This window comes from Ignisphaera sp. (assembly GCA_038735125.1).
In the GTDB taxonomy this organism is placed as follows: Archaea; Thermoproteota; Thermoprotei_A; order Sulfolobales; family Ignisphaeraceae; genus Ignisphaera.
Map to the genome: position 1 here is coordinate 37,471 of JAVYNU010000006.1, position 19,701 is coordinate 57,171.

Genomic DNA, 19,701 nt, shown 5'->3' on the forward strand with positions numbered 1-19,701 from the left:
TATACAACATAGTTTTTGCATAAAAAGAGGAAGAGCTAATGCCAAGCCACCCAAGGTTCATAGTGGATTCAATGCTTGGTCATGTGGCTAGATGGCTAAGGCTTTTAGGCTATGATACGCTATATCATAGGAAAATAGATGATTGGACCCTTCTGAAAATAGCGAGAAACGAAGATAGAATCCTTTTGACTAGAGATCAAGGACTCTACAACAGAGCAAAAAAATTACATATAAGAGCCTTTTTTATTGAAGATCCTGATATAAGTTCTGTTTTAGCTGAACTTTCTGCTAGGTTTAACATACAGCTAGAGTTTAATAAGAATGATACGAGATGCCCAAACTGTAACGCTCCTCTTCGCTACACAACATCGATTGCCGATGTTGCACACAGAGTTTCTAAAAATATTGCATTGAAGTATAAAGAATTTTGGATATGCCCTTCATGTAAAAAAGTCTACTGGCGGGGAACACATTGGAAAACAATAAATGAGATCCTAGAGAGTTCTAAAATTAAAAAAGCTAGTATGCTAGGAAACATAGCTATTAATATGAAGAGAGTTAGTGTAGAAGATAGTGGTATAGGTGCTGAGAATGAGCCAAGGTGACATCATTTTACCAAGTGAATTAACGTTAGAGGATGGAACTTATCTAGTAAGATTAGCTAGAAAAGCAATAGAGGAGTATATAAAGAAGGGTATTAAACTTGAGCCTGATAAAGATATAAATAAGAAGTTTCTAAAACGTGGGATGAGTTTTGTAACCATAGAAAGAATTGTTGGTTCAAATGAGAAAGAGCTTAGAGGTTGTATAGGATTTTTACAACCAATTTCATCATTAGCAAGGGTAGTAATAGAATCAGCAATTGCGGCCGCTACTGAAGATCCAAGATTCCCTCCACTAAGGGAAGAAGAGCTTAACGATATTGTAATAGAGGTTTCGATCCTATCACCTCCAGCACCAGTAAAGAACCCGCTAAATGAAATCATAATTGGTGCACATGGGATAATAGTTTCAAGGGGGTGGAGTTCCGGAACACTTCTACCACAAGTTCCAGTGGATTACTGTTGGGACGTAGAAACATTTCTTGCAGAAGGATGCTTAAAGGCAGGGCTAGAGCCAGACTGCTGGTACGATCCCAAGACCAAGCTATTTGTTTACGAAAGCAGGGTATTCTACGAAGAAAGACCATATGGTGATGTTAAAGAGCGCAATCTCAATATGGAGTATGCTGCAAAATGTCGATAAAGATTCAGAGCCAAATCCAATACTACTTTTAAATTTTGCATTTATACACAATGTATTAGGTATTGATGTAACAAAATCTCATCTAGGGTGTATATTTTGTGATACTATCGGATTTTGATTTAATTAACTACATAAGAAGTGGAAGGCTTGTAATAGAGCCTTTTTCAAATGAGATAGTTAGAGAGAATGGCTTGGATCTGAGAATTGGAGACGAAGTATGTATTTTAAATGAGGTAAACAAAGTTTTAGATCCATACGATGCCAATGTTGATATAAACACCTTTTATAACTGCTTTAAAACAGATGAAATAATCTTTGAACCAAGGAAAATATATCTAGCTACAACAGTCGAGTATATTAAGGTCCCCCCAGAACTTATGGCATTTGTAGAACTTAGATCAACATTTGCAAGAATGGGTTTATCGATACCCCCAACAATAATCGATGGTGGATTTGAGGGTCAAATAACAATAGAGATTCATACATCAACTTTTCCAATAAAAATCAAAAAGAATACTAGGTTTCTCCACATAGTATTCTCAAAAGTTTCCACACCTATTCAGAAACCATATACTGGTAGATACCAAGGACAAAGAGGTGTTAGGCCGCCAAAACTTCCAATCCAATGAAGGAACAGAAACTTAGATTTTTACTATATTTTGCTTTGCTCTGTTTCTTACAAGGACTATAAAATTGGATATAGTTATTTACGTGGAGTTTTCCCTCTTCTATATACAATTGCTGGATCAACCAGATATTCTGATAAAAATAACTCTGTCTTTTTCTTTTGCTGACCTACTTAGAAAGAATACAAACTCTAATTCTACATGTAACTCTGACAACGTTAAAAAACATTGCCTAGTTATTTAAAAACAATAAATAATATTCTGCTACTTGCAATAAACAAGAAATTATAATGACTATTTCAAATCACGTAATACTCTATCAATAAATTCGAACAAAACCTTTTGCAATTAATATGGATAATTGATACAAAAATGTTTTACAGCCATACACCACTTATTATTTGTCTTATAGATTAGAGTACATTAGAATTCAATCCTTGGAGCCGCCGGCGGGATTTGAACCCGCGGCCACCGGCTTACAAGGCCGGCGCTCTACCGAGCTGAGCTACGGCGGCCCAAACACTATATCTATTCTAGGCGGGACACGCTTTTGAATTTTATTGCTGGTTTCCGATACTTTATAAAGATTTGGTCTTTAATAAAAACTTATTTTATTTACTAGAGATTGAGGACAACGTAGGTGTGAGAAATTTGAGCAACCCTGAATTAGCTGAGTCCTTGCCAATGTTTTACAGAGCCTTTTTACAAATTGCCAATTTTGTGATGAACTCTCTATCAGTTCTCAAAAAAACCCAAGTTGAGGCCTTTGTCAAGGTTTTGGAGGAGGCTTATAAAGAGAAAAAAAGAATACTTGTCATGGGTGCTGGTAGAAGTGGTCTTGTCGGAAGAGCTTTCGCCATGAGACTTAAGCATCTTGGTTACGACGTTTATGTGCTGGGAGACACCATTGTATCGCCTGTTGAAAAAGGAGATGTTGTTGTAGCTATTTCCGGCTCTGGGAGAACCGCACTTATTGTGACAGCCGCTGAAGCTGCCAAAAAGGTTAATGCAACTGTTATTGCGATAACAACCTATATAGATTCTCCATTAGCGAAAATAGCTGACGTTGTAGTTGAGATTCCTGGAAGAACAAAGATAAGTGAAGTGGAAGACTACTTTGCTAGGCAAGTGTTAGGGCTACACGAGCCACTGGCCCCTCTTGGAACACTTTTTGAGGACTGCGCCATGGTATTTCTTGACGCTATCATAGCTGAGCTTATGCATAGACTTGGGAAAAATGAAGAAGAGCTTAGAAAGAGACATGCAAATATAGAGGTCTAGTTTAGCTCTATGGTTAAATGACATGTCCCACGTAAACCGCCCAAGATGCTCTAGTTAACTTTTAATTTCAGCTCTATTATTACGCTTTTAAATGTACCTTCGTTTTAATCTCGAATTCCTAGCGTTGTCAATACATGCTTATCAGAGAGTTCTTAAAAAGTGAAAATTGCAACGAATAAGTTAATACCTTTAAATAGTGCTTTTGATTAGCCAAAGAGTGCTGATAAACCTTCTGATAACTGCTCTTCTGAAACACCCTCCTTCTTCTCCTCCTCTTTCTTCTCCTCAGCCTTAGGAGCCTGCTGATCAACAGCTTTTTGGCTAGCTTGTGAAATGGCTGTAATAGCTAGCTGTAGTTGTTGAGCAAGCTCAGAAGATCTAGATGCTAAAGCATATGCCACAGCATAGGCTCTTGCAACTGCTGTTGTCAGTACCATAGCTGCCGTATCTTTTGTTACTATACCAGTTTCTATGGCAAGTTTCAATGCCCTTGAATATGCTTTGAAAATTGAGGCCTTTACCACAATTGGGTCTGGAACCACAACCTCTGAGGCTATGTTGATAGCATTTGAGATTGCATCAATAAACTCCTTTCTTACGGCATCAATATCCAAAACAAGCTTTTCTCCAGGTATTAGAATACCTCTTTCATAAGCAACTTTTATATTAGGCTTTATAAACTTTGGCTCGATACCAAGTCTATCAAGTAACGATGAAAGCTCTGGTGTAACAACATCACCTGGTCTAGCTATGACAGCTTCTTTAGCTATCCAAATTACACCATCCCTCACTTGAATAGGTATTTTAAGCTTGCTAAAGAGACTCATCATAGGACCAGGCTTAACACCTGTGTTGATTGATGGAACAACAATTTCATGCTCAATTCTATCACCAGGCTTAGCCTTCCAAGGCAATGCAATCTTGTCTAACAGTAACCTAGCCTCAAATGGATTCACATTTATAAATACAACAATGTTTTGATTCTGCAAGTATTTCGCCATCTCATCTGCATTCGCCATACCGAGTTCTTTCATCGCTATGTAAAGTAAGTTATTTTTATAAAGTTTAACCACGCCAAGGCCCTCCAACCTCTTTCTGAGGAACATTATGTACCTCGATGGAATGTTAGTTGCATTTATTACAATAAGGCTTCTATAAGACAGTAAAAGCTTCTTTGCCTCTTCAACAACCTTCCTCTTTTCTTCAAGAGCTCTTCTGATGTGTTGTTCTCCTACTCCTTGTTTGGAATAAGCCTTCACTATCTTGTTCAATTCTCTTGCAAATTTTGCTTTCATGTTATGTCAGCACCCTAGAAAACTTCTATTGGTGGACTGCTAGTTGCTTTAACATATATTTTTGCAACTTGTAATAGAGGTCTTTTAATCTTTTCCTCTATATAATTCAAAACATGTAGAGCGTTCTCAACTAAGTCATCTAGTGACATCTTCTCAACACCTATCTTGCACCCTACCCATGGTTGTTCCTTAGAATGGAGTCTAACAGCGTTCTTGTATCGATTGATTAGCTGTGTTATGTCAGCTGTTGGAGAGTATGGTATAGGCGCCTTGCCCCTAGGTCCAAGCGCTGGCCCTAGAACTCTGCCGGCCACACCCATTAAGTCGGATTTGACTAAGATCCAATCACATTTACTTGCAATCTTTTTGGCCCCTTTTTTATCAATTTTCGATAAATCACTTTTACCCATGGCCATAAATGCTCCAGCATCTGTTACCTTCTGAACCATAGTATCATCTGTGACAACACAAACCTTAATATCTTTGCCAATTCCCTTGGGTAGAAACACCGTGTCTCTAAATCTGAATTCTTGTTGTTTTTTCACGTCAACACCTTTAAATGTTAATATTAATTCAACTGATTGTACGTATTTCCAGGGTCTCTTTACCTGTAAAGCGAGTTGAATTGCTTTTTTCAAAGGCTCTCTTAACTCACCTATGGAAGAACTCACAGTTTTTCACCTCTTAAGCCATTCCTCTTCATATTTTTTCAAAATTTCATCGTATAACCCTCTTTCTAACCCTGCAATCAGCTCCTTAGGGTCTTTTCCATCAACTGTCAGACCTATGGTTCTGGCTGATCCAAGAATTGTTTTGACAGCTGCTTTTAGGCTTTTTGCTGTTAGTTCTTGTTTTTTAAGTAGAGCAACTTTAATGATATCCTCTAGAGTTATGTTGCCAATTTTTTTATGAGCAGGATCTCCAGAAGGTTCTGAAACCTTGGCCATGTTTAGCAATAAACTTGTTGTTGTAGGTAACTCAAGGAATAGATCATATTTCTTGGTGTCTAAATCAACAACAATTTTAATTGTAACTGTATGTCCTTTATAGACTTCGGTCATATTATTTATCTTCTCAACTACTTCATTTACATTAAGTCCTGCATCAGCTAAAGCGGGTCCTAAGGGAGGTGCGTTTGATGCTTTGCCTCCTTCTATCTGTACTTTCACTACTTTTATTCGAGCCATGGTTCGATCACTCCTTCTTGGCTAATCGAATATAGTCTATAGGAACTGTTATTGTTAATGGATAACTCGCTTCTAAAACACTTAATGAGACCTCGTTTTTAACTTTATCCACGCCAACAACCCTTGCCCTCATTCCTCTAAAAGGTCCTGCTATTATTTCTACTTCCTCACCTTCTTTTAGCATATCAATAAGGGACTTAGGCTTTAGCAATGATTCTAGATCCTCCCACTTGAGGGTTCCAGAAGCCTTGCCCTTAACATGTTTCAACCCTCTTATGGCTTCGTAAACAACATGAAGACCTGATGTTTCCATAACCACATAACCTTTTAGATTGGGTAACGAAACAATTGAATATATAGGCAAACTAGCTGTTCTAGCTCTTACCTCAAGCATCAGAAGAACATTGAGTTCTTGACCAGCCGTAGTTCTAACAGCAAAAAAGTTGTTTTGCTTTGAGGTTGCCACTTCACTATCAACTTGTTTTTGTTCATTTTTATTTTGTGCCTCTTCCACCATCTTCCATCCCTTAAGATATCGATGCTATGCCAAGTGCTGCCATCAAGTAGTAGAGTCCAGTAGCTACAGCAAATGATATGATACCTACAAGTGTGAAGCCTAGAAGAGTCAGTTTTAAGATTTGTTTGAATTCATCCGCATCAGGTTTCTCTGCTAGTTCCAGCACTTTTCCCATATTCTTGAACGCTTCTTCCAGTGTTTTCGACACTTTTCTACCCTCTCACGATTGCTATCACTAAAAATCTACTTAAAAAGCATTTTAAGCACAACACTAGGATCATAATCAATTAGGTCGGTGTACCTCTGGCCAACACCTAGATACGCAATCGGTTTTCCAACACCAATTAATACAGTTAGGGCCGCTCCTCCATTAGCATCCGCATCAACTTTTGTTAAAATAACTGCATCTACACCAACAGCTTCTTCAAACCCTCTTAACTGCTCTAATGCATCATTACCTGTCAAAGCATCTAAAACAAGAAGCTTCAGATGTGGCTTAACAACTTTTGCAACCTTTCTAAGCTCGTTCATCAGATCAACATCTATATGCATTCTGCCAGCTGTATCAATTAAAGCAACATCAAAGCCATTCTTTTGCGCATAGACAATGCCATCAAACGCTATTGCTGCTGGGTCAACTCCATATCTACCACCAATAAATGCCACGCCTACCCTTTCTGCATGTTTTTGGAGTTGTTCTTGTGCCCCAGCCCTAAATGTATCGGCAGCTATCATTAAAACCCTTAAACCATTACCCTTCAAAGTGTTTGCAACCTTAGCTATTGTGGTTGTTTTTCCAACACCGTTAATGCCCATAAACATTATCTTAACAGGTTTTTCCTTGGATAACGTGGTTTTTACAAAGCTTATTAAATTGAAGGATCCTATACTTTTAAGCATATTCTCCAACGATTCTTCCACAACCTTATCTATGTAGCTTTTTATGTCCTCACTTCTCCTAATCTTTTTCCCTAACAGTTGTTGCTTAATGCCATTAACAATCTTTTCAGCAACTTCGTAAGCAACATCAGATTCTACAAGTTGCATAAAAAGCTTGTTACAATACTCGTCAACTTCTTTCTCGTCTAATGTCTTATACAAAATTGTGTTTGCTATCTGCTGTGTAAAATCTTGAAAAATCTTTTTTATTTTTCCAAACAACACAAAATACCTTGTTTAGCTCTATTTCGCACCTCCACCTCTCTGTCCAGTTTGCAGCATAGCTATGTACTCTTGTATCTTTCTTTGGACTTGGTTATATAACTCTGTTAGTTTTTTTAGCTCGGACTCTGTCTCCCTTAGTTCATCAGCAAGCTCTTTTTCATATTCCATAAGAACTCCTTTTGCCTTGTCTATTGGTAACGACACATAGTATTCTCTACCAACCCTAACGATTGCCTCATCAATTGAAGATAGCCTTGCTTTTACAAATACGTAACCATTTCTATCGAGCGAAGTAAAGACATTTTGCTCTGAAAGCTTTTGAATGTTGTTAAGCGTCTCATACGCTATCCTAATTTCCTGTAATTCAGATGATATAGCGAGAGACCTTGTTTGCACAACTCTAATAGCCTCTCTAAGCTCCTCGAGTTGGAGAAGCAGTTGTTGCACAGCCTCTTCTGCTTCAGTTCTATTAATACTCATTAAATCACCATCCTAGTTAATGTGGCCAAATCCCTTATATACTTACTCTCAACTTTTTCGAGCGGCACCTCCTCTATCTTAAGCACCTTTATATTTGCTCTCTTAACCTTGTGTCTGCTCCCAAGCACGGAATAGACATGTTCCAGGGCGTGCTTCTCGTTCAGCGCCCTTACTTCCATCGAAAACCTTTGCCATCTTGGTAGTCTGTCAACTGATATTAGCATCACTCCATCTACTCTATATATCTTCACATCTGCCATGAGGTTATCACCCTAAACACCTTACCTATTCTCAAAAGTTCAGGACCTGTAGTTCTATCCCCAACTATAATTCCTTTTGTATTACCAATAAGACCAGACTTTATAAATCCAACTCCAAAATTGACTGTTCCTATATCAAATGGAACCTGGAAAATATTTGAAAGATACTCAACCTCTTTGTCGCTAGCCTCAGGATGAACAAGTCCTGCAATATTATTAACAAAAGCTATTGAACCAACAGTTGAAAAACCAGCTATGATCCCTTTTTCAACCGTTTCAACATCTAACACATCAAAAATAACTCTTTTGAGATCTGCATAGGCTTCTGGATGAATAAGAGCTGCTCTGTCATTAACTAGGCATATATTTCCAAGTGCTGTATACCTCGATTTAACAACCCCTACATTCAAATCAATACTACTTTTTATCAATCTAAGCTCCCAATCCTTCACCAATTGTGGAAGAAGTAACCCCTTATTGTTGCCTACCACGAATATTCCCAGCAAACCAGTATCAGCGATCGATGCTTTTACAACTGGAACTTGGAGAATTCTTGAGACGAGGGTTGAGAATTTTTCGTCTGCATCAAAGGGAATTAAAGCATACTTATCTGTTGCAAAAACATATACACCTATATTTGGATTGCCTTTGTAGTTCGCTCTTTCAATAATGATCATCCTTCTACCTCTTCACCTCAACAGCAAGCATAGCCTTGAATATACCACTATCTATTTTCAGGAACCTCACCAGTATTTTCCTCGGCGGCTTCTCGATTTTTCTGCTGTAGATATACATACTAACTGTAGGATCCAGAATAACCCTACCACCTAAATGTCTCTCCAAGAATTTTCTTATATATCCTATTGCCCTTTTTCCCCTATCCCTTCTACTTCCAGCTCTATAAACATGTCTTAAAGGCACTAAGATTATGCCTTCACTTTTATCTTTAGGCATGTCACACATCACCTAGTTTAAATCTGCGCCAATTCCTCAATCTATAGCCTCTCATAACCTTCCTAATAGTTTTTACTGTTACCCACACGGGTATAGGTTGATTTGATTTCTCCCTATTTATAAGTCTGAGTTTTTTTGCTATTGGTTTATTCCTAGCCATTTAAGACACACAACATCATTTATTTCTCACGTATACTAATTCTAAAATCTCTCCTTGTCCTCTCATAGATCTCCGCTAATATATTCTTAAGCTCTTCATCAGTAATAGGCTGGGTTATTCTACCTTGTACTGCTAAGGCTATTAACCTATCTTCAACTGCTTTGGCAATCTCTGGTCTCACAAGCTTAATATTTGAGAGTCTTTCCCTTGCCTCTGGGGTTAAAATTGCTCTTAATATCTCCTGTCTCCTTGCCTCCTCCTCCAATTCTCTCCTTTTTCGCTCCGCTTCTTGTCTTCTAGCTAGCATCTCTCTATATCTTCTTTCAAGTAATGCCTCTACTTCATCATCACTATACATAACTGTTTCATCTGCCACTTAAGATCACCATATACAATAGTCTGAAATGTATATTTTTTAGTGGGTAATTAACTTGTTGTTGCAATCAATGATTTAGGAGCGTATTTAGAGAGCTCAGGGTTAGCTTTTAATAAATCTTTGAATATCTCTAAAGCTAGCATATCCAATAGCCTCTTCCCTTCATCTGATATTACTCTACCCTTATCCGTTTTTTTAACTAAGCCGGCTTTTTCTAGTTGCTGAAGAATCTTTCTTATATTTGATCCCCCACACTTCCTGAAATGAGGAGGTGCTGACCCCCTCCTCTTTAACCCTCCGAAAATAGTCCTAAGCGTACCTATACCTAAAGGCTCCCCGGCTAAATAGAGTTTCCTGAGTATTGCTGCTGCCCTCATATACCACCAATCTGGGTCATCTGGAACTCTCTCTCTGTGGGAACCTGTCTTTGAAAATAACACCCATGAAGGTGGTTTGACTGCTGAAACATTACTTTTCAAATACTCTGCAAGCTTTCTTATCATCATATCTGCTGGTACATCTCTAACTGTTACCATAAACCATCAAACCAACGCCAAGTCATCTTCTTGCTTTCTTTTCACGCTTTCTGCTTATAAGCACATATGTATATCCTCTTTCATCCACAATGAAAGCATTGAGAAGATTTGCAAGCCTTCTAATATCTTCATCAGTAATATTGCTACGCGCACTTTTAAGAATCCTTATTTTAACAGCTCCATGATCTTTTAAATGCCTTTTAATTTCGCTTATTACACCTTCATGTAAACCATTTTTCCCGATATTCACATCAGCTCTATGCTGAGCTATTTTAATCTTTTTCAAATTTTTGAAAGATCTATTAGCTTCTGCCACTACCTCTTCTCACCACAAACTGGTATCTGTGTACCCAACCACAGGAGAAACACTTTGTTACTATTCTTAAAACCTTTCCATCTCTACGGGTTCTCACCCTAGCATTAAACCCTGGAACCATTATAGTATGACACTGCTTACAAATCCACCTTCTAATCTCTTTGGGAATTTTGACCCTATTCCTCATTGAGATCCTCCTTATAAGTTCGCCATACCGCTTGGCTAGGTCTATATGCCCATTCTCAACAGCCTCAACACCAAGTTTAAACAAAATTTCCATTCGCTCTACTGCAATGTCCCTGATAATACTCCTATTATGTCTTATCATACAACAAATCGCCTTAATAATGATATAATGCTAAAATAAGCTTTTAAGGTAACTACAAATTGATTTCTGATAATAGTGCCGCGGTAGTATAGCCCGGACAAGTATGCGGGCCTCTCGAGCCCGTGACGCCCTCATAGAAAGGCGCGGGAGACCCGGGTTCAAATCCCGGCCGCGGCACCAAAACAGAATACTTTTAACTTCTTCATAACAATATCTTATAGTTCATTACATAAATATGGATCTTAGCATGCTAGAAAACTTCTTTTACATCTATAACTCTTTTCTCTATAAGCTTACTGATATACAATGTGTAAATGCCTTCAACCTTTCCTATATCAATAAATGTCTTAAAGCCTCTCAAAGTGAAATCCTCAGAGTTCAAGACTTCGATTATCGAACTTATGCTTGCTGATACAATATCTTTTATGGTGTTGAGTTCTATCCTATACCCTATTTCACTTAGCTTATTATTGTAAGTTATACCTGAACCAACAACCACTATGACACAATCTCTGTTCTCTCGTACATGTAACTCTATATTTATGTCCCAGTATAGGGTCGTCAATATTTTTCGCAATTGGTTCTCTATAGCAACTGATCCATTATCTTTGAGTTGTATGAAATGTTTTATCTGCGACAACAATCTATTACTTAATGCAATTTCAACATTAATTTTTTGCAATTGCTTAAATATAGTTAGGAGCCGCCCGACAAGCAAAAAGAATACATTCAGAACAGGTGTTGCATATACTATCATAATTCTGTTATGCTCCTCTAAGATCTTACTGATCTCCTTTACCTCATTCTTAGAGTACTCTTCTAGGCAAAGATCTATTGCATTCATTTCCCCCTTCTTTATTAATTTAATCCACCGCTCTCTATCTGAGCAATTGGTTCTGATGATAACATCCCCTTTGAGCATAGTCCCACTCAAACCTTATGTGCCACACCAATAGTCTCTTCAATGCTCTTAAAACCAAGCATTTTAAGCCAGTTTCTTAGACCAATCAGCATCTCCTCTACAAATTTATGTGAAGCTGGACTAAAGATAATTGCTGTACCTACTTCAACAGCTTTTGCACCAGCTACCACAAACTCTGCTATATCCTCCCATTTTGATACACCACCACAGCCAATGATATCAGCTTTGTATTCTTTATAAACTTCATAAACAATGCGTACAGCTATTGGATGTATAGGAGGTCCTGACAATCCTCCGAATATATTTGTTAAAATTGGTTTCAAGGAGTATATATCTATGGCCATAGCCTTAATCGTGTTAATTAAAGTTAGTCCAGTAGCCCCAGCCTCTAGAGCTTTACCAGCGGACTCTAAAACCTTGTCTGATAATCCCAGCTTTGCTATGACAGGTATTTTTGTAACCGACACCACATTTTTTACAACACTAAATACTTTCTGCGGATCTATCCCAATCTCAATTCCATAACCTTTTGCATGAGGACAACTAAGGTTTAACTCTATAGCTGTGGCCCCCCTAAGCTCAGCCTCTTCAGCAACCTCAACAAATTCTTCCTCTGTTGACCCTCCTACACTAACTATTATTGGTATCCCTAGTTTTTTAGCCTCTTCAACCATCTCCTTTATACATTCTTTACCAGGGTTTTCAAGTCCTACAGCATTTAAAAGTCCGCCATTAGGCAATGCAATTATTATTGGAGGCTCATAACCCTTTTTGGGATATGGAGTTATAGTTTTTGTGACAACAGCTGAAAAACCATAGCTAGTCAATCTACGTATATGCTCCCTTGAATAGCCCAGAAACCCACTTGCATTCATTATTGGATGCAAAAGCTTAATCCCAGCAATTGATACCCTTAGCAAAGGCTCTTGATTCATGATGTAGACACCCAATGGGTTTACCGATAGGCTTAGAAACTATTTCTCCGCTTAAATGCACAACAACACCACGGGCTACCGTTGCCTCAACAGACCCTCTAATTTCGAGACCATCATAAGGGCTATAAGATGCTTTAGAATAGAAATTCGATGAATCTATAACCCAATTTTTCCATAGGTTAACTATAGTATAGCTAGCCACGCATCCAACATCAATACAACCCCATTTTTCTAAACCAAGAATTCTTGATGGACCTAAAGACAGAAGCTTTGTAAGCATGTTTAAGTTGATCACATTTTTTGAAACAAGATTTAACATAAGTGCTGGAGCTATCTCGATGGATGCTATGCCAGGTGGGCAGCTGGAAAAATCCCTAGCTTTTTCGTCGATTGAGTGTGGTGCATGATCCGTTGTGATAGCGTCTACATGGTGTAGATATTGAAGCATTGAAATACTTGTAGAGATGTGCCTTAGTGGTGGATTCACCTTAGCTAAACAACCTTTTCTGTATTCATCCTCGCTTGACAAGTAAATGTAATGTGGTGTTGTATCAACTGTAAATCCATGATTCTTCGCATATGCTATAGTAATAGGATTTGTTGCATGTGTAACATGGAGTGGTATATGCTGGTACGATCTAGATACAGTTTTGCGTATCTCTATCAACGATTTTATCTCTGCTTCTAAGGGTCTGCATAACCACCTAGAACCTTTTTCGCATTCATTAATAAATTTTTCATGCTCTGGATGCACCATTACAAGCTTTTTAACTCCAAGCTGATCCAAGATGCTAAGAATTTGAGGTAGCATGCTTAGTTCTTCTGGGAATATTTCGCCAATTGCTACAACCTCTTGTTTTAATACAAGAGATTTGAACTCGTCAAAACTCCTATTTTGTGGAGGTGCAATAGCTATACCAAAGTCCGTATAGGCATTTCTGCTTAGCTTTGCTATTTTGGATTCGAAAGCATCTAAGTTATCTATTCGGGGTACGGTGTTAGGCATGTCTACTACTGCTGTATACCCTCCTCTAGCTGCAGCCTTTGTCCCACTTTCCTCATCTTCTTTGTATGCCAACATCAATCCTCTTAAATGCGTATGAATATCTATGAAACCTGGAAGAGCTATACCATGCATTGTTAGATCCTCGCATTCATATTCTTGACAAAGTTCCTTGTACACACCATTCTTTATCTGCGTTACAAAACCATCTTCATCAACAAATACTGTAACCTCTCTAACCTCATCAAGTAGAGCTTTAAGAAACAGCACTCTCAAGGTGTTCAACCACTTCAGAGCATTTAAAAACAGGTCCATCAACACATAACAATTTGTGAGACCCCTTCACGTAGCACGAACCACAAACTCCAATGCCGCATTTAACCATATTCTCTAGCGATACATAGACATTATCTCTATCTTCAAACATTCTGCAAAATGATAGCAACATTTGCTGAGAACCTATAGCCAATACAACATCATAATCATTAATACTAACACTGTTTAGAACCGACAATGCAGTTCCGCATAAACCTTCTTGACAATCTTCTGAAACTTTAATCAGTCTCCAGCCACCCTTTTCTAGACCAAAAATATCTGACAAATCAAAAAATTCATCACTTTTTTTAACACCCCAAATCACATCAATCTTTGTATTTGTTTTTGCTGCAAAGCTTAGTAAAAATGGCACAGGTGCGATGCCTACACCACCTGCTACTACAAGCCATCTTCTATTATTCGAAGGTTTGAAGCCTTTTCCAAGTGGTCCCTTAATCCCCACAAATTCACCGGGTTTTAACTGTGATAATGCTTTTGTACCCACACCCCTTATCCTGTATATGAAAAATAGAGATTTATTGCTGACATATGCTATGCTAAGTGGAATCTCATCTACCCTGGGTATCCATATATTGAAAAAGTTAAATGGCTCAATCTCTACAGAATGGTTAATCAACTCAATTCTAAGTAGGTACATACTACTAGATATAGATTCATTCTCAACAACTCTAGCAGGTTTAATTAGATATCTTAACTTAGCGCTTTCTAGCAACCAGCTTAGCCACCTCACCCTCACTAATGACTGCTCCACAATATTCACATTGTAGCCTGAGAGGCTCTTTGGAAAGCAGTCTAAACCTTGTCCTAACAGGCTCTCCCTTTTTGTTGGTTATACATGTTGGATTAGGACATCTAAGAACATCTGTGATTACATTCGGTAATGAGACTTTGTACTTCTCTATTACAGCGAAATCCTCAATAATGTTTATAGTTGCATTTGGAGCTAGCAAAGCTATTACATTTAAATCATCTGGTGAAAGCCTTCTACCCTCTATCTTTATTATATCTTTTCTTCCAAGCTTCTTACTCTCAACATTCATCAGTACCGCCATTCTCAAACCTTCTTTACCATCAATCCCAAGCACATTTAGTATATCCATAGCTTTTCCAGCAGGTATATGATCTATCACCGTACCATTTCTGATCTTAGAAACCGTGAGGGTAGGCTCTTCAATCATAGCTCAACACCAAAAATGAGAGTAAGAAGAGCCATTCTTACCGGCACCCCATACCTTGCCTGAATAAAGTATGCTGCATAGGGTGTGTGATCAATTCTTTCATCAACCTCGTCTACCTTCGGAAGTGGATGTAAAATCTTTAAATCTTTCTTAGCTCTTCTAATAACATCAAGTGTAACTTTATATGATCCCTTAACCTTCTCGTATTCCAGCGGGTCTGGAAACCTTTCTTTCTGAATCCTTATAACATATAGTACATCTAGCTCCTCTATAACCTCTTCCAAGTTTCGCTTCTCTTCAAAGACAATACCTCTCTCCTTCAATACATGCAACACCTCCTCTCTTGCTCTTAAACTTTCAGGCGATATCATATATATCTTCCTTGGTTTAAACAGGGATAGACCATATATGAATGATGTTGTAGCTCTACCATACCTCAGATCCCCTAATACCCCATAAACAAGACCGTCTATACCATTGAAAAGCTTTTTAATGGTATACAAATCAATCATTGCCTGTGTTGGATGATGCTGTTTACCATCACCAGCATTTATAACAGGATGCTCAGCTATTTCTGATGCATACTTTGCTACCCCTTCATATCTATGCCTAATTATTATGACATTTGAATATGAATCTAGCATTCTAATTGTATCAGCAAGTGTCTCACCCTTGCTTATACTTAAAGCTTCCTCCCCAACAATTGCTATAACGTCTGCTCCAAGCCTTTTAGCCGCAACCTCGAAACTTAGCCTAGTTCTTGTCGATGGTTCGAAAAATGCTAATGAAACTATCTTCCCGTTTAATAGATTAAGCTTTGAGTCAGCATATTTTATCATTTTATCTGTATACTCAAATAGTGTTTCAATGCTTTCCCTGTCAAAGTCTAATATCGATATGACATCACGTTGGTAAAAAGAGGTTTTCACAAAGACCCAGGAGAGTCATTTAGTTGTGCAAAAATATAAGCTCTTTGGCTTGCATTCTATAGTATGTTACCTGTGCTTGTAGCTTGAATATATCTAATTATTTTATGATATGTGTCAAAATCTATATACCCATTGTTATAGAGCGTATCAAAAATTTCGCGAGCTGTGATAAGACTATATAATTCAATTCCATATCTCCTTAGTCTTTGTCTTGCTCCTTGCTCTCTATCAATCACTGTGATGGCGGCAAGAACTCTTCCCCCCGTGTCCTTGACCGCCACTACTGCATGCTCTATAGAGCCACCTGTTGTAGCAACATCATCAACTATTACAACACCCTTGTTGCCAACTATTCCCTCTACCAACGATCTTGTTCCGTGTTCCTTCTTCTCAATTCTAACATAGGCAAGAGGTTTATTCAACCTATCTGCCATAATCGATGCTAGCACTAACCCGCTTGTCGCAATACCTAGGACAACATCGCATTGCTTTAATATGCTAAACCTCGATATAATTTCGTTTATTACTCTGTTTCTAAGCTCTGGAAAACTATATAAAAGACGCAAATCTATGTAGTAAGGGCTTTCTAAGCCTGAAGTGAGTTTAAAACTACCTATCTTGATCATTCCACACTTGTATAGGTCTACTGCTATCCATGACATTTTGCAACCCTTTGTCTCTGACTCTCTAAAATCTTTAAAGCGTTTTGCCTTACATTATCAGCATATGTTATAGCTCTTCCAACGATTTCATAGTCAGCGCCATAGCATATCGCCATACCTGGCTCAGCACCTTGCACCCCAACACCAGGAGATAAGATTCTCATTTCCTTACCAATAATCTCCCTAACTTTCTTTATGATCAAGGGTCTCGTAGCTGGTGCCACAAGACCCCAGCTACCAGCAGCTCTAGCAACCTCGATGAAATCTTCTAAATGCTTATCTAGAAACTCTTCAGAACCCTTATGAGACATTGAAACAACTAGTATGAGTCTCAAACCCTCCTTTCTACAAACATTACTAAGCTCATCAACCGCCTGTCTGTATCCGACAAAAGCATGGGCTATTACAGCATTAAATCCATGTTCTTTTAAAATACTTGCTGTAATAGCCATTATGTCTCCTATATCAGCAAGTTTCAAATCAGCGATTAGAAGACCACTATAATCTTTGAAGATTTTGCCAAGACCCTCTACTCCAACCCTTATAATTGCTGGAAGTCCTAGCTTAAAGCCTTGAACAAGATCCTTAAGCTCATTATACCTTCTTTCAATCCACTCTACAACATTAACATTATGTGGAGGATCTAAAGCTACTACTAACACAGTATTTCACAATATGAATTGTGTAAATTGTTTGTGTGGATTTTTAACGTTCATGAAAGAAAAGTCGTCTATATACTTGGGTTTGGGTAACCTATTGCTTGGGAGTCCAATAAGGGCATGTTGCACATATCTCTGGATGTTTAGATGCATTAATGTATAGAACGCCATTCTTATTCACGTATTCTAGGGTTGGCACTATAACATTTGGCCTATGAAACATGCATAAACCTGTCTCAGTATCGTAGTATCTGCATTTGCTTGCTTTCTCCTTGCCCATTAACATCATATTAATTAGCACTGTAGCAATATCAGAGATGTCTTCCTCTAAGTTTCTTCTACCTCTAAGCAGTTTGGGTCTAGATATTCCACTCATCGATTTACTGAATGCTACTCTAATTTTTGTTGCACCTATGTTTGCCTCCTTGATAACTTTTGACAGCCTTTCTAACATTTCTTTACCCTGCTCAATTAATATTAATTTCTAGTCTGCTGCTCTATAAATTGTAAGGGTTTTGCAGAACCTTAATAACACATACCTTAAGTTAATATATCAATTAGATCCAATCAATCATTTCATTAAAGAAATCTATAATAATTTCCATAGCTAGATATATTTCTAAGGGAATAAAGTTTTGAATAGAGATTTGAGGGCTTTAGAAGACTATTTAAAAGCTATTTACAGATTAGAGGAGGTACTAGGATACGCTAAAACAGGTGATATCGCAAAAGAACTCAAGGTTACTGCTGCAACAGTCTCTAAAACACTAAAGAAACTGGAGTCGAACGGTTACGTGGTATGGCTCCCATACGAAGGTGTTAAGCTAAGTGAGAAAGGAAGGAAAATCGCTATAAATATAGTTAAGAAACATAGACTAGCAGAGTACTTTCTTTACTACTATCTTGGGTTTGACCTTATCAAGGCCCATGAATATGCCCACATGCTAGAACACATGCCTTCCGAGTTCTTTGATAAACTATGGATATTTATGAAAAAACCTAGTACTTGTCCACATGGAAACCTGATCCCAGGACTTCCCGAATATAATGAGAATGAACTTCATGAAATTGAAGACGACAAACCTTTGACGCTGTTTAATGAGGGTGCAAAAGTAAAGATAACAAGAATTATGTGCTCTTTTCAAGATGATATAATAATGAAGTTAGCTAGTGCACACATAGTTAGGGGTAGCATAATAACTATTATAGAGAAAAAACCAATAAAAATTATTATAAAAGGCCCCAACAACAGTCTGCTGGAAATGGCATACCATCAAGCTAACATGGTAAGAGGATTAGAAATCCATTGAATTATAGATTTTTATGTTAAACACATCACATTTGTTCATCAGCGCTTTGGCCCCACATCACCAGTCAGTAAAATTAGTCAGCGTTTAGTATGATCATCATACAGCTTCCAAATCTACACATACAAAGTATTTAAAGCCTATATTTAAATTTAACATCTGATATAGATAAGCATATCGATGTGAGAAAAATGATACTAGGAACTGTAATCGTTCAAGGCATCGGCGAAAATAGTTTGATGGTGGTGAAGACCCGCGCCCTCATTTCAATTAAAAAGTCTCCTTTCCAAGAAATTATCGTGGCTGAGGTTGGGGATTTTGGAAAGGCTCTTGTCTTAGATGGCTATATCCAGAGTACAACATCTGACGAGTTTATATATCACGAATCACTTGTTCATCCAGCCATGGTTCTACATCCAGACCCTAGAAGGGTTTTAATAATCGGTGGAGGCGAGGGTGCCACTCTTAGGGAGGTCTTGAAACATAGTACTGTTGAAGAGGCTATTATGGTTGATATAGATAAGGATGTTGTTGAGCTAGCTAAAGAACATTTGCCAGAGATGCATCAAGGATCTTTCTTTGACAGAAGGGCTAGGGTAGTAATCGACGATGGAAAAAGATTTGTCGAGAAAGAATATGAAAAAGGTGTGCAATATGATGTGGTTATACTTGATCTGACTGACCCCTATTCAAGCGAAATTGCAAAAGATCTGTATACAGAGCAATTCTTTGTCAAAACGAACAGTATACTGGCAGAAAATGGTGTTATGGTTACTCAAGCAGGTTCAAGGTTCTTCTATACTCAGGTCTATGAATATGTAGCTAATAATATCAAATCAGTATTCAGATATGTTGCTGAATACCAGGTCTGGATTCCGTCTTTTGGCTATTCATGTAATTTTATTATAGGATCCAAGAAAATCGATACAAGCATGTTACTGAATTCCGAATATGTCGATGATGTGCTAAGGTCTAGGAAGGTTAGTACGAGGTTCATTAATGGAAAAAGAGTTGCCGCATTGCTTCTAATGGGTATATACTGAGC

At 38.0% G+C, this 19,701-nt stretch carries 30 protein-coding genes and 2 tRNA genes; 7 read left to right on the forward strand and 25 right to left on the reverse strand.

Annotated features, from left to right (window positions below):
* The first annotated feature begins 38 nt into the window (after positions 1 to 38).
* The 3 genes from QW284_07025 to dcd all read left to right on the forward strand — a co-directional run bounded on the left by QW284_07025 (position 39) and on the right by dcd (position 1,874).
* Positions 39 to 605, forward strand: a complete 567-nt coding sequence (locus QW284_07025) for a Mut7-C RNAse domain-containing protein (GenBank protein MEM0339424.1) — start codon at positions 39 to 41, stop codon at positions 603 to 605.
* Entirely contained in the window at positions 592 to 1,245 is a 654-nt protein-coding gene (locus QW284_07030; GenBank protein MEM0339425.1) for a TIGR00296 family protein, read from the forward strand. The genes QW284_07025 and QW284_07030 overlap by 14 nt, the downstream gene beginning before the upstream one ends.
* 98 nt (positions 1,246 to 1,343) lie before the next feature.
* On the forward strand, positions 1,344 to 1,874 hold the full coding sequence (gene dcd, locus QW284_07035) for a dCTP deaminase (GenBank protein MEM0339426.1): 531 nt from the start codon (positions 1,344 to 1,346) through the stop codon (positions 1,872 to 1,874).
* Between the two features lie 435 nt (positions 1,875 to 2,309).
* On the opposite strand, the gene QW284_07040 is transcribed toward dcd, so the two are convergent.
* Positions 2,310 to 2,386 (reverse strand) — tRNA-Thr (locus QW284_07040).
* 208 nt (positions 2,387 to 2,594) lie between these two features.
* On the opposite strand from QW284_07040, the gene hxlB reads away from it, so the two are divergent.
* Complete coding sequence (gene hxlB / locus QW284_07045) at positions 2,595 to 3,152, forward strand: 6-phospho-3-hexuloisomerase (protein MEM0339427.1); 558 nt, start codon at positions 2,595 to 2,597, stop codon at positions 3,150 to 3,152.
* Positions 3,153 to 3,358: 206 nt separating this feature from the next.
* Here the strand turns inward: hxlB and QW284_07050 are convergent, their stop codons facing one another.
* The 15 genes from QW284_07050 to QW284_07120 are packed head-to-tail and all read right to left on the reverse strand — an operon-like array spanning position 3,359 to position 10,725.
* Positions 3,359 to 4,447 carry a 50S ribosomal protein L10 gene (locus tag QW284_07050; protein ID MEM0339428.1) on the reverse strand — a complete coding sequence of 363 codons (1,089 nt, stop codon included), beginning with the start codon at positions 4,445 to 4,447 and terminating at the stop codon, positions 3,359 to 3,361.
* A gap of 14 nt (positions 4,448 to 4,461) precedes the next feature.
* Positions 4,462 to 5,118 carry a 50S ribosomal protein L1 gene (locus QW284_07055; GenBank protein ID MEM0339429.1) on the reverse strand — a complete coding sequence of 219 codons (657 nt, stop codon included), beginning with the start codon at positions 5,116 to 5,118 and terminating at the stop codon, positions 4,462 to 4,464.
* Positions 5,119 to 5,124: 6 nt separating this feature from the next.
* A complete protein-coding gene (locus QW284_07060) occupies positions 5,125 to 5,634 on the reverse strand; it encodes a 50S ribosomal protein L11 (GenBank protein MEM0339430.1) in 510 nt (169 codons plus the stop codon).
* A gap of 7 nt (positions 5,635 to 5,641) precedes the next feature.
* Positions 5,642 to 6,151: a transcription elongation factor Spt5 gene (locus tag QW284_07065; GenBank protein ID MEM0339431.1), complete on the reverse strand. Its 510-nt coding sequence runs from the start codon at positions 6,149 to 6,151 to the stop codon at positions 5,642 to 5,644.
* A gap of 10 nt (positions 6,152 to 6,161) precedes the next feature.
* Positions 6,162 to 6,359, reverse strand: a complete 198-nt coding sequence (locus QW284_07070) for a protein translocase SEC61 complex subunit gamma (protein ID MEM0339432.1) — start codon at positions 6,357 to 6,359, stop codon at positions 6,162 to 6,164.
* Between the two features lie 35 nt (positions 6,360 to 6,394).
* On the reverse strand, positions 6,395 to 7,315 hold the full coding sequence (ftsY, locus tag QW284_07075) for a signal recognition particle-docking protein FtsY (protein MEM0339433.1): 921 nt from the start codon (positions 7,313 to 7,315) through the stop codon (positions 6,395 to 6,397).
* 18 nt (positions 7,316 to 7,333) lie between these two features.
* Positions 7,334 to 7,795, reverse strand: coding sequence for a prefoldin subunit alpha (gene pfdA / locus QW284_07080; GenBank protein ID MEM0339434.1), 462 nt, complete (start codon positions 7,793 to 7,795; stop codon positions 7,334 to 7,336).
* A complete protein-coding gene (gene rpl18a, locus QW284_07085; GenBank protein ID MEM0339435.1) occupies positions 7,795 to 8,055 on the reverse strand; it encodes a 50S ribosomal protein L18Ae in 261 nt (86 codons plus the stop codon). The genes pfdA and rpl18a overlap by 1 nt, the downstream gene beginning before the upstream one ends.
* Positions 8,043 to 8,732 carry a translation initiation factor IF-6 gene (locus tag QW284_07090; protein ID MEM0339436.1) on the reverse strand — a complete coding sequence of 230 codons (690 nt, stop codon included), beginning with the start codon at positions 8,730 to 8,732 and terminating at the stop codon, positions 8,043 to 8,045. The genes rpl18a and QW284_07090 overlap by 13 nt, the downstream gene beginning before the upstream one ends.
* A 4-nt stretch (positions 8,733 to 8,736) precedes the next feature.
* Positions 8,737 to 9,009 (reverse strand): 50S ribosomal protein L31e, encoded by a 273-nt coding sequence (locus QW284_07095; protein ID MEM0339437.1) that lies wholly within the window; start codon positions 9,007 to 9,009, stop codon positions 8,737 to 8,739.
* A 1-nt stretch (position 9,010) separates the two neighbouring features.
* A complete protein-coding gene (locus QW284_07100) occupies positions 9,011 to 9,169 on the reverse strand; it encodes a 50S ribosomal protein L39e (GenBank protein MEM0339438.1) in 159 nt (52 codons plus the stop codon).
* Positions 9,170 to 9,188: 19 nt separating this feature from the next.
* On the reverse strand, positions 9,189 to 9,545 hold the full coding sequence (locus tag QW284_07105) for a DNA-binding protein (GenBank protein MEM0339439.1): 357 nt from the start codon (positions 9,543 to 9,545) through the stop codon (positions 9,189 to 9,191).
* Between the two features lie 50 nt (positions 9,546 to 9,595).
* On the reverse strand, positions 9,596 to 10,081 hold the full coding sequence (locus QW284_07110) for a 30S ribosomal protein S19e (GenBank protein MEM0339440.1): 486 nt from the start codon (positions 10,079 to 10,081) through the stop codon (positions 9,596 to 9,598).
* 22 nt (positions 10,082 to 10,103) lie between these two features.
* Entirely contained in the window at positions 10,104 to 10,397 is a 294-nt protein-coding gene (locus QW284_07115; protein MEM0339441.1) for a YhbY family RNA-binding protein, read from the reverse strand.
* Complete coding sequence (locus tag QW284_07120; protein ID MEM0339442.1) at positions 10,384 to 10,725, reverse strand: ribonuclease P protein component 4; 342 nt, start codon at positions 10,723 to 10,725, stop codon at positions 10,384 to 10,386. Before QW284_07120 ends, QW284_07115 begins: the two co-directional genes overlap by 14 nt.
* Positions 10,726 to 10,802: 77 nt before the next feature.
* Here QW284_07120 and QW284_07125 point away from each other — a divergent pair.
* A tRNA-Glu gene (locus QW284_07125) sits at positions 10,803 to 10,905 on the forward strand.
* 70 nt (positions 10,906 to 10,975) lie between these two features.
* On the opposite strand, the gene QW284_07130 is transcribed toward QW284_07125, so the two are convergent.
* The 9 genes from QW284_07130 to QW284_07170 all read right to left on the reverse strand — a co-directional run bounded on the left by QW284_07130 (position 10,976) and on the right by QW284_07170 (position 17,803).
* Positions 10,976 to 11,647: a hypothetical protein gene (locus QW284_07130; protein ID MEM0339443.1), complete on the reverse strand. Its 672-nt coding sequence runs from the start codon at positions 11,645 to 11,647 to the stop codon at positions 10,976 to 10,978.
* Positions 11,648 to 11,655: 8 nt separating this feature from the next.
* Positions 11,656 to 12,582: a dihydroorotate dehydrogenase PyrD gene (gene pyrD, locus QW284_07135; GenBank protein ID MEM0339444.1), complete on the reverse strand. Its 927-nt coding sequence runs from the start codon at positions 12,580 to 12,582 to the stop codon at positions 11,656 to 11,658.
* On the reverse strand, positions 12,539 to 13,855 hold the full coding sequence (pyrC, locus tag QW284_07140) for a dihydroorotase (GenBank protein ID MEM0339445.1): 1,317 nt from the start codon (positions 13,853 to 13,855) through the stop codon (positions 12,539 to 12,541). Before pyrC ends, pyrD begins: the two co-directional genes overlap by 44 nt.
* Entirely contained in the window at positions 13,842 to 14,633 is a 792-nt protein-coding gene (locus tag QW284_07145; GenBank protein ID MEM0339446.1) for a dihydroorotate dehydrogenase, read from the reverse strand. The genes pyrC and QW284_07145 overlap by 14 nt, the downstream gene beginning before the upstream one ends.
* Positions 14,617 to 15,099: an aspartate carbamoyltransferase regulatory subunit gene (pyrI, locus tag QW284_07150; GenBank protein ID MEM0339447.1), complete on the reverse strand. Its 483-nt coding sequence runs from the start codon at positions 15,097 to 15,099 to the stop codon at positions 14,617 to 14,619. The genes QW284_07145 and pyrI overlap by 17 nt, the downstream gene beginning before the upstream one ends.
* Positions 15,096 to 16,028, reverse strand: a complete 933-nt coding sequence (gene pyrB, locus QW284_07155) for an aspartate carbamoyltransferase (protein MEM0339448.1) — start codon at positions 16,026 to 16,028, stop codon at positions 15,096 to 15,098. Before pyrB ends, pyrI begins: the two co-directional genes overlap by 4 nt.
* A 56-nt stretch (positions 16,029 to 16,084) precedes the next feature.
* On the reverse strand, positions 16,085 to 16,690 hold the full coding sequence (gene pyrE / locus QW284_07160; protein ID MEM0339449.1) for an orotate phosphoribosyltransferase: 606 nt from the start codon (positions 16,688 to 16,690) through the stop codon (positions 16,085 to 16,087).
* Positions 16,678 to 17,352 carry an orotidine-5'-phosphate decarboxylase gene (gene pyrF / locus QW284_07165; protein MEM0339450.1) on the reverse strand — a complete coding sequence of 225 codons (675 nt, stop codon included), beginning with the start codon at positions 17,350 to 17,352 and terminating at the stop codon, positions 16,678 to 16,680. Before pyrF ends, pyrE begins: the two co-directional genes overlap by 13 nt.
* A 91-nt stretch (positions 17,353 to 17,443) precedes the next feature.
* Positions 17,444 to 17,803, reverse strand: coding sequence for a hypothetical protein (locus QW284_07170; GenBank protein ID MEM0339451.1), 360 nt, complete (start codon positions 17,801 to 17,803; stop codon positions 17,444 to 17,446).
* Between the two features lie 181 nt (positions 17,804 to 17,984).
* Here QW284_07170 and QW284_07175 point away from each other — a divergent pair, with 181 nt between their 5' ends.
* Entirely contained in the window at positions 17,985 to 18,659 is a 675-nt protein-coding gene (locus tag QW284_07175; protein MEM0339452.1) for a metal-dependent transcriptional regulator, read from the forward strand.
* A gap of 188 nt (positions 18,660 to 18,847) precedes the next feature.
* Positions 18,848 to 19,699, forward strand: coding sequence for a spermidine synthase (locus QW284_07180; GenBank protein MEM0339453.1), 852 nt, complete (start codon positions 18,848 to 18,850; stop codon positions 19,697 to 19,699).
* Positions 19,700 to 19,701 lie beyond the last annotated feature (2 nt).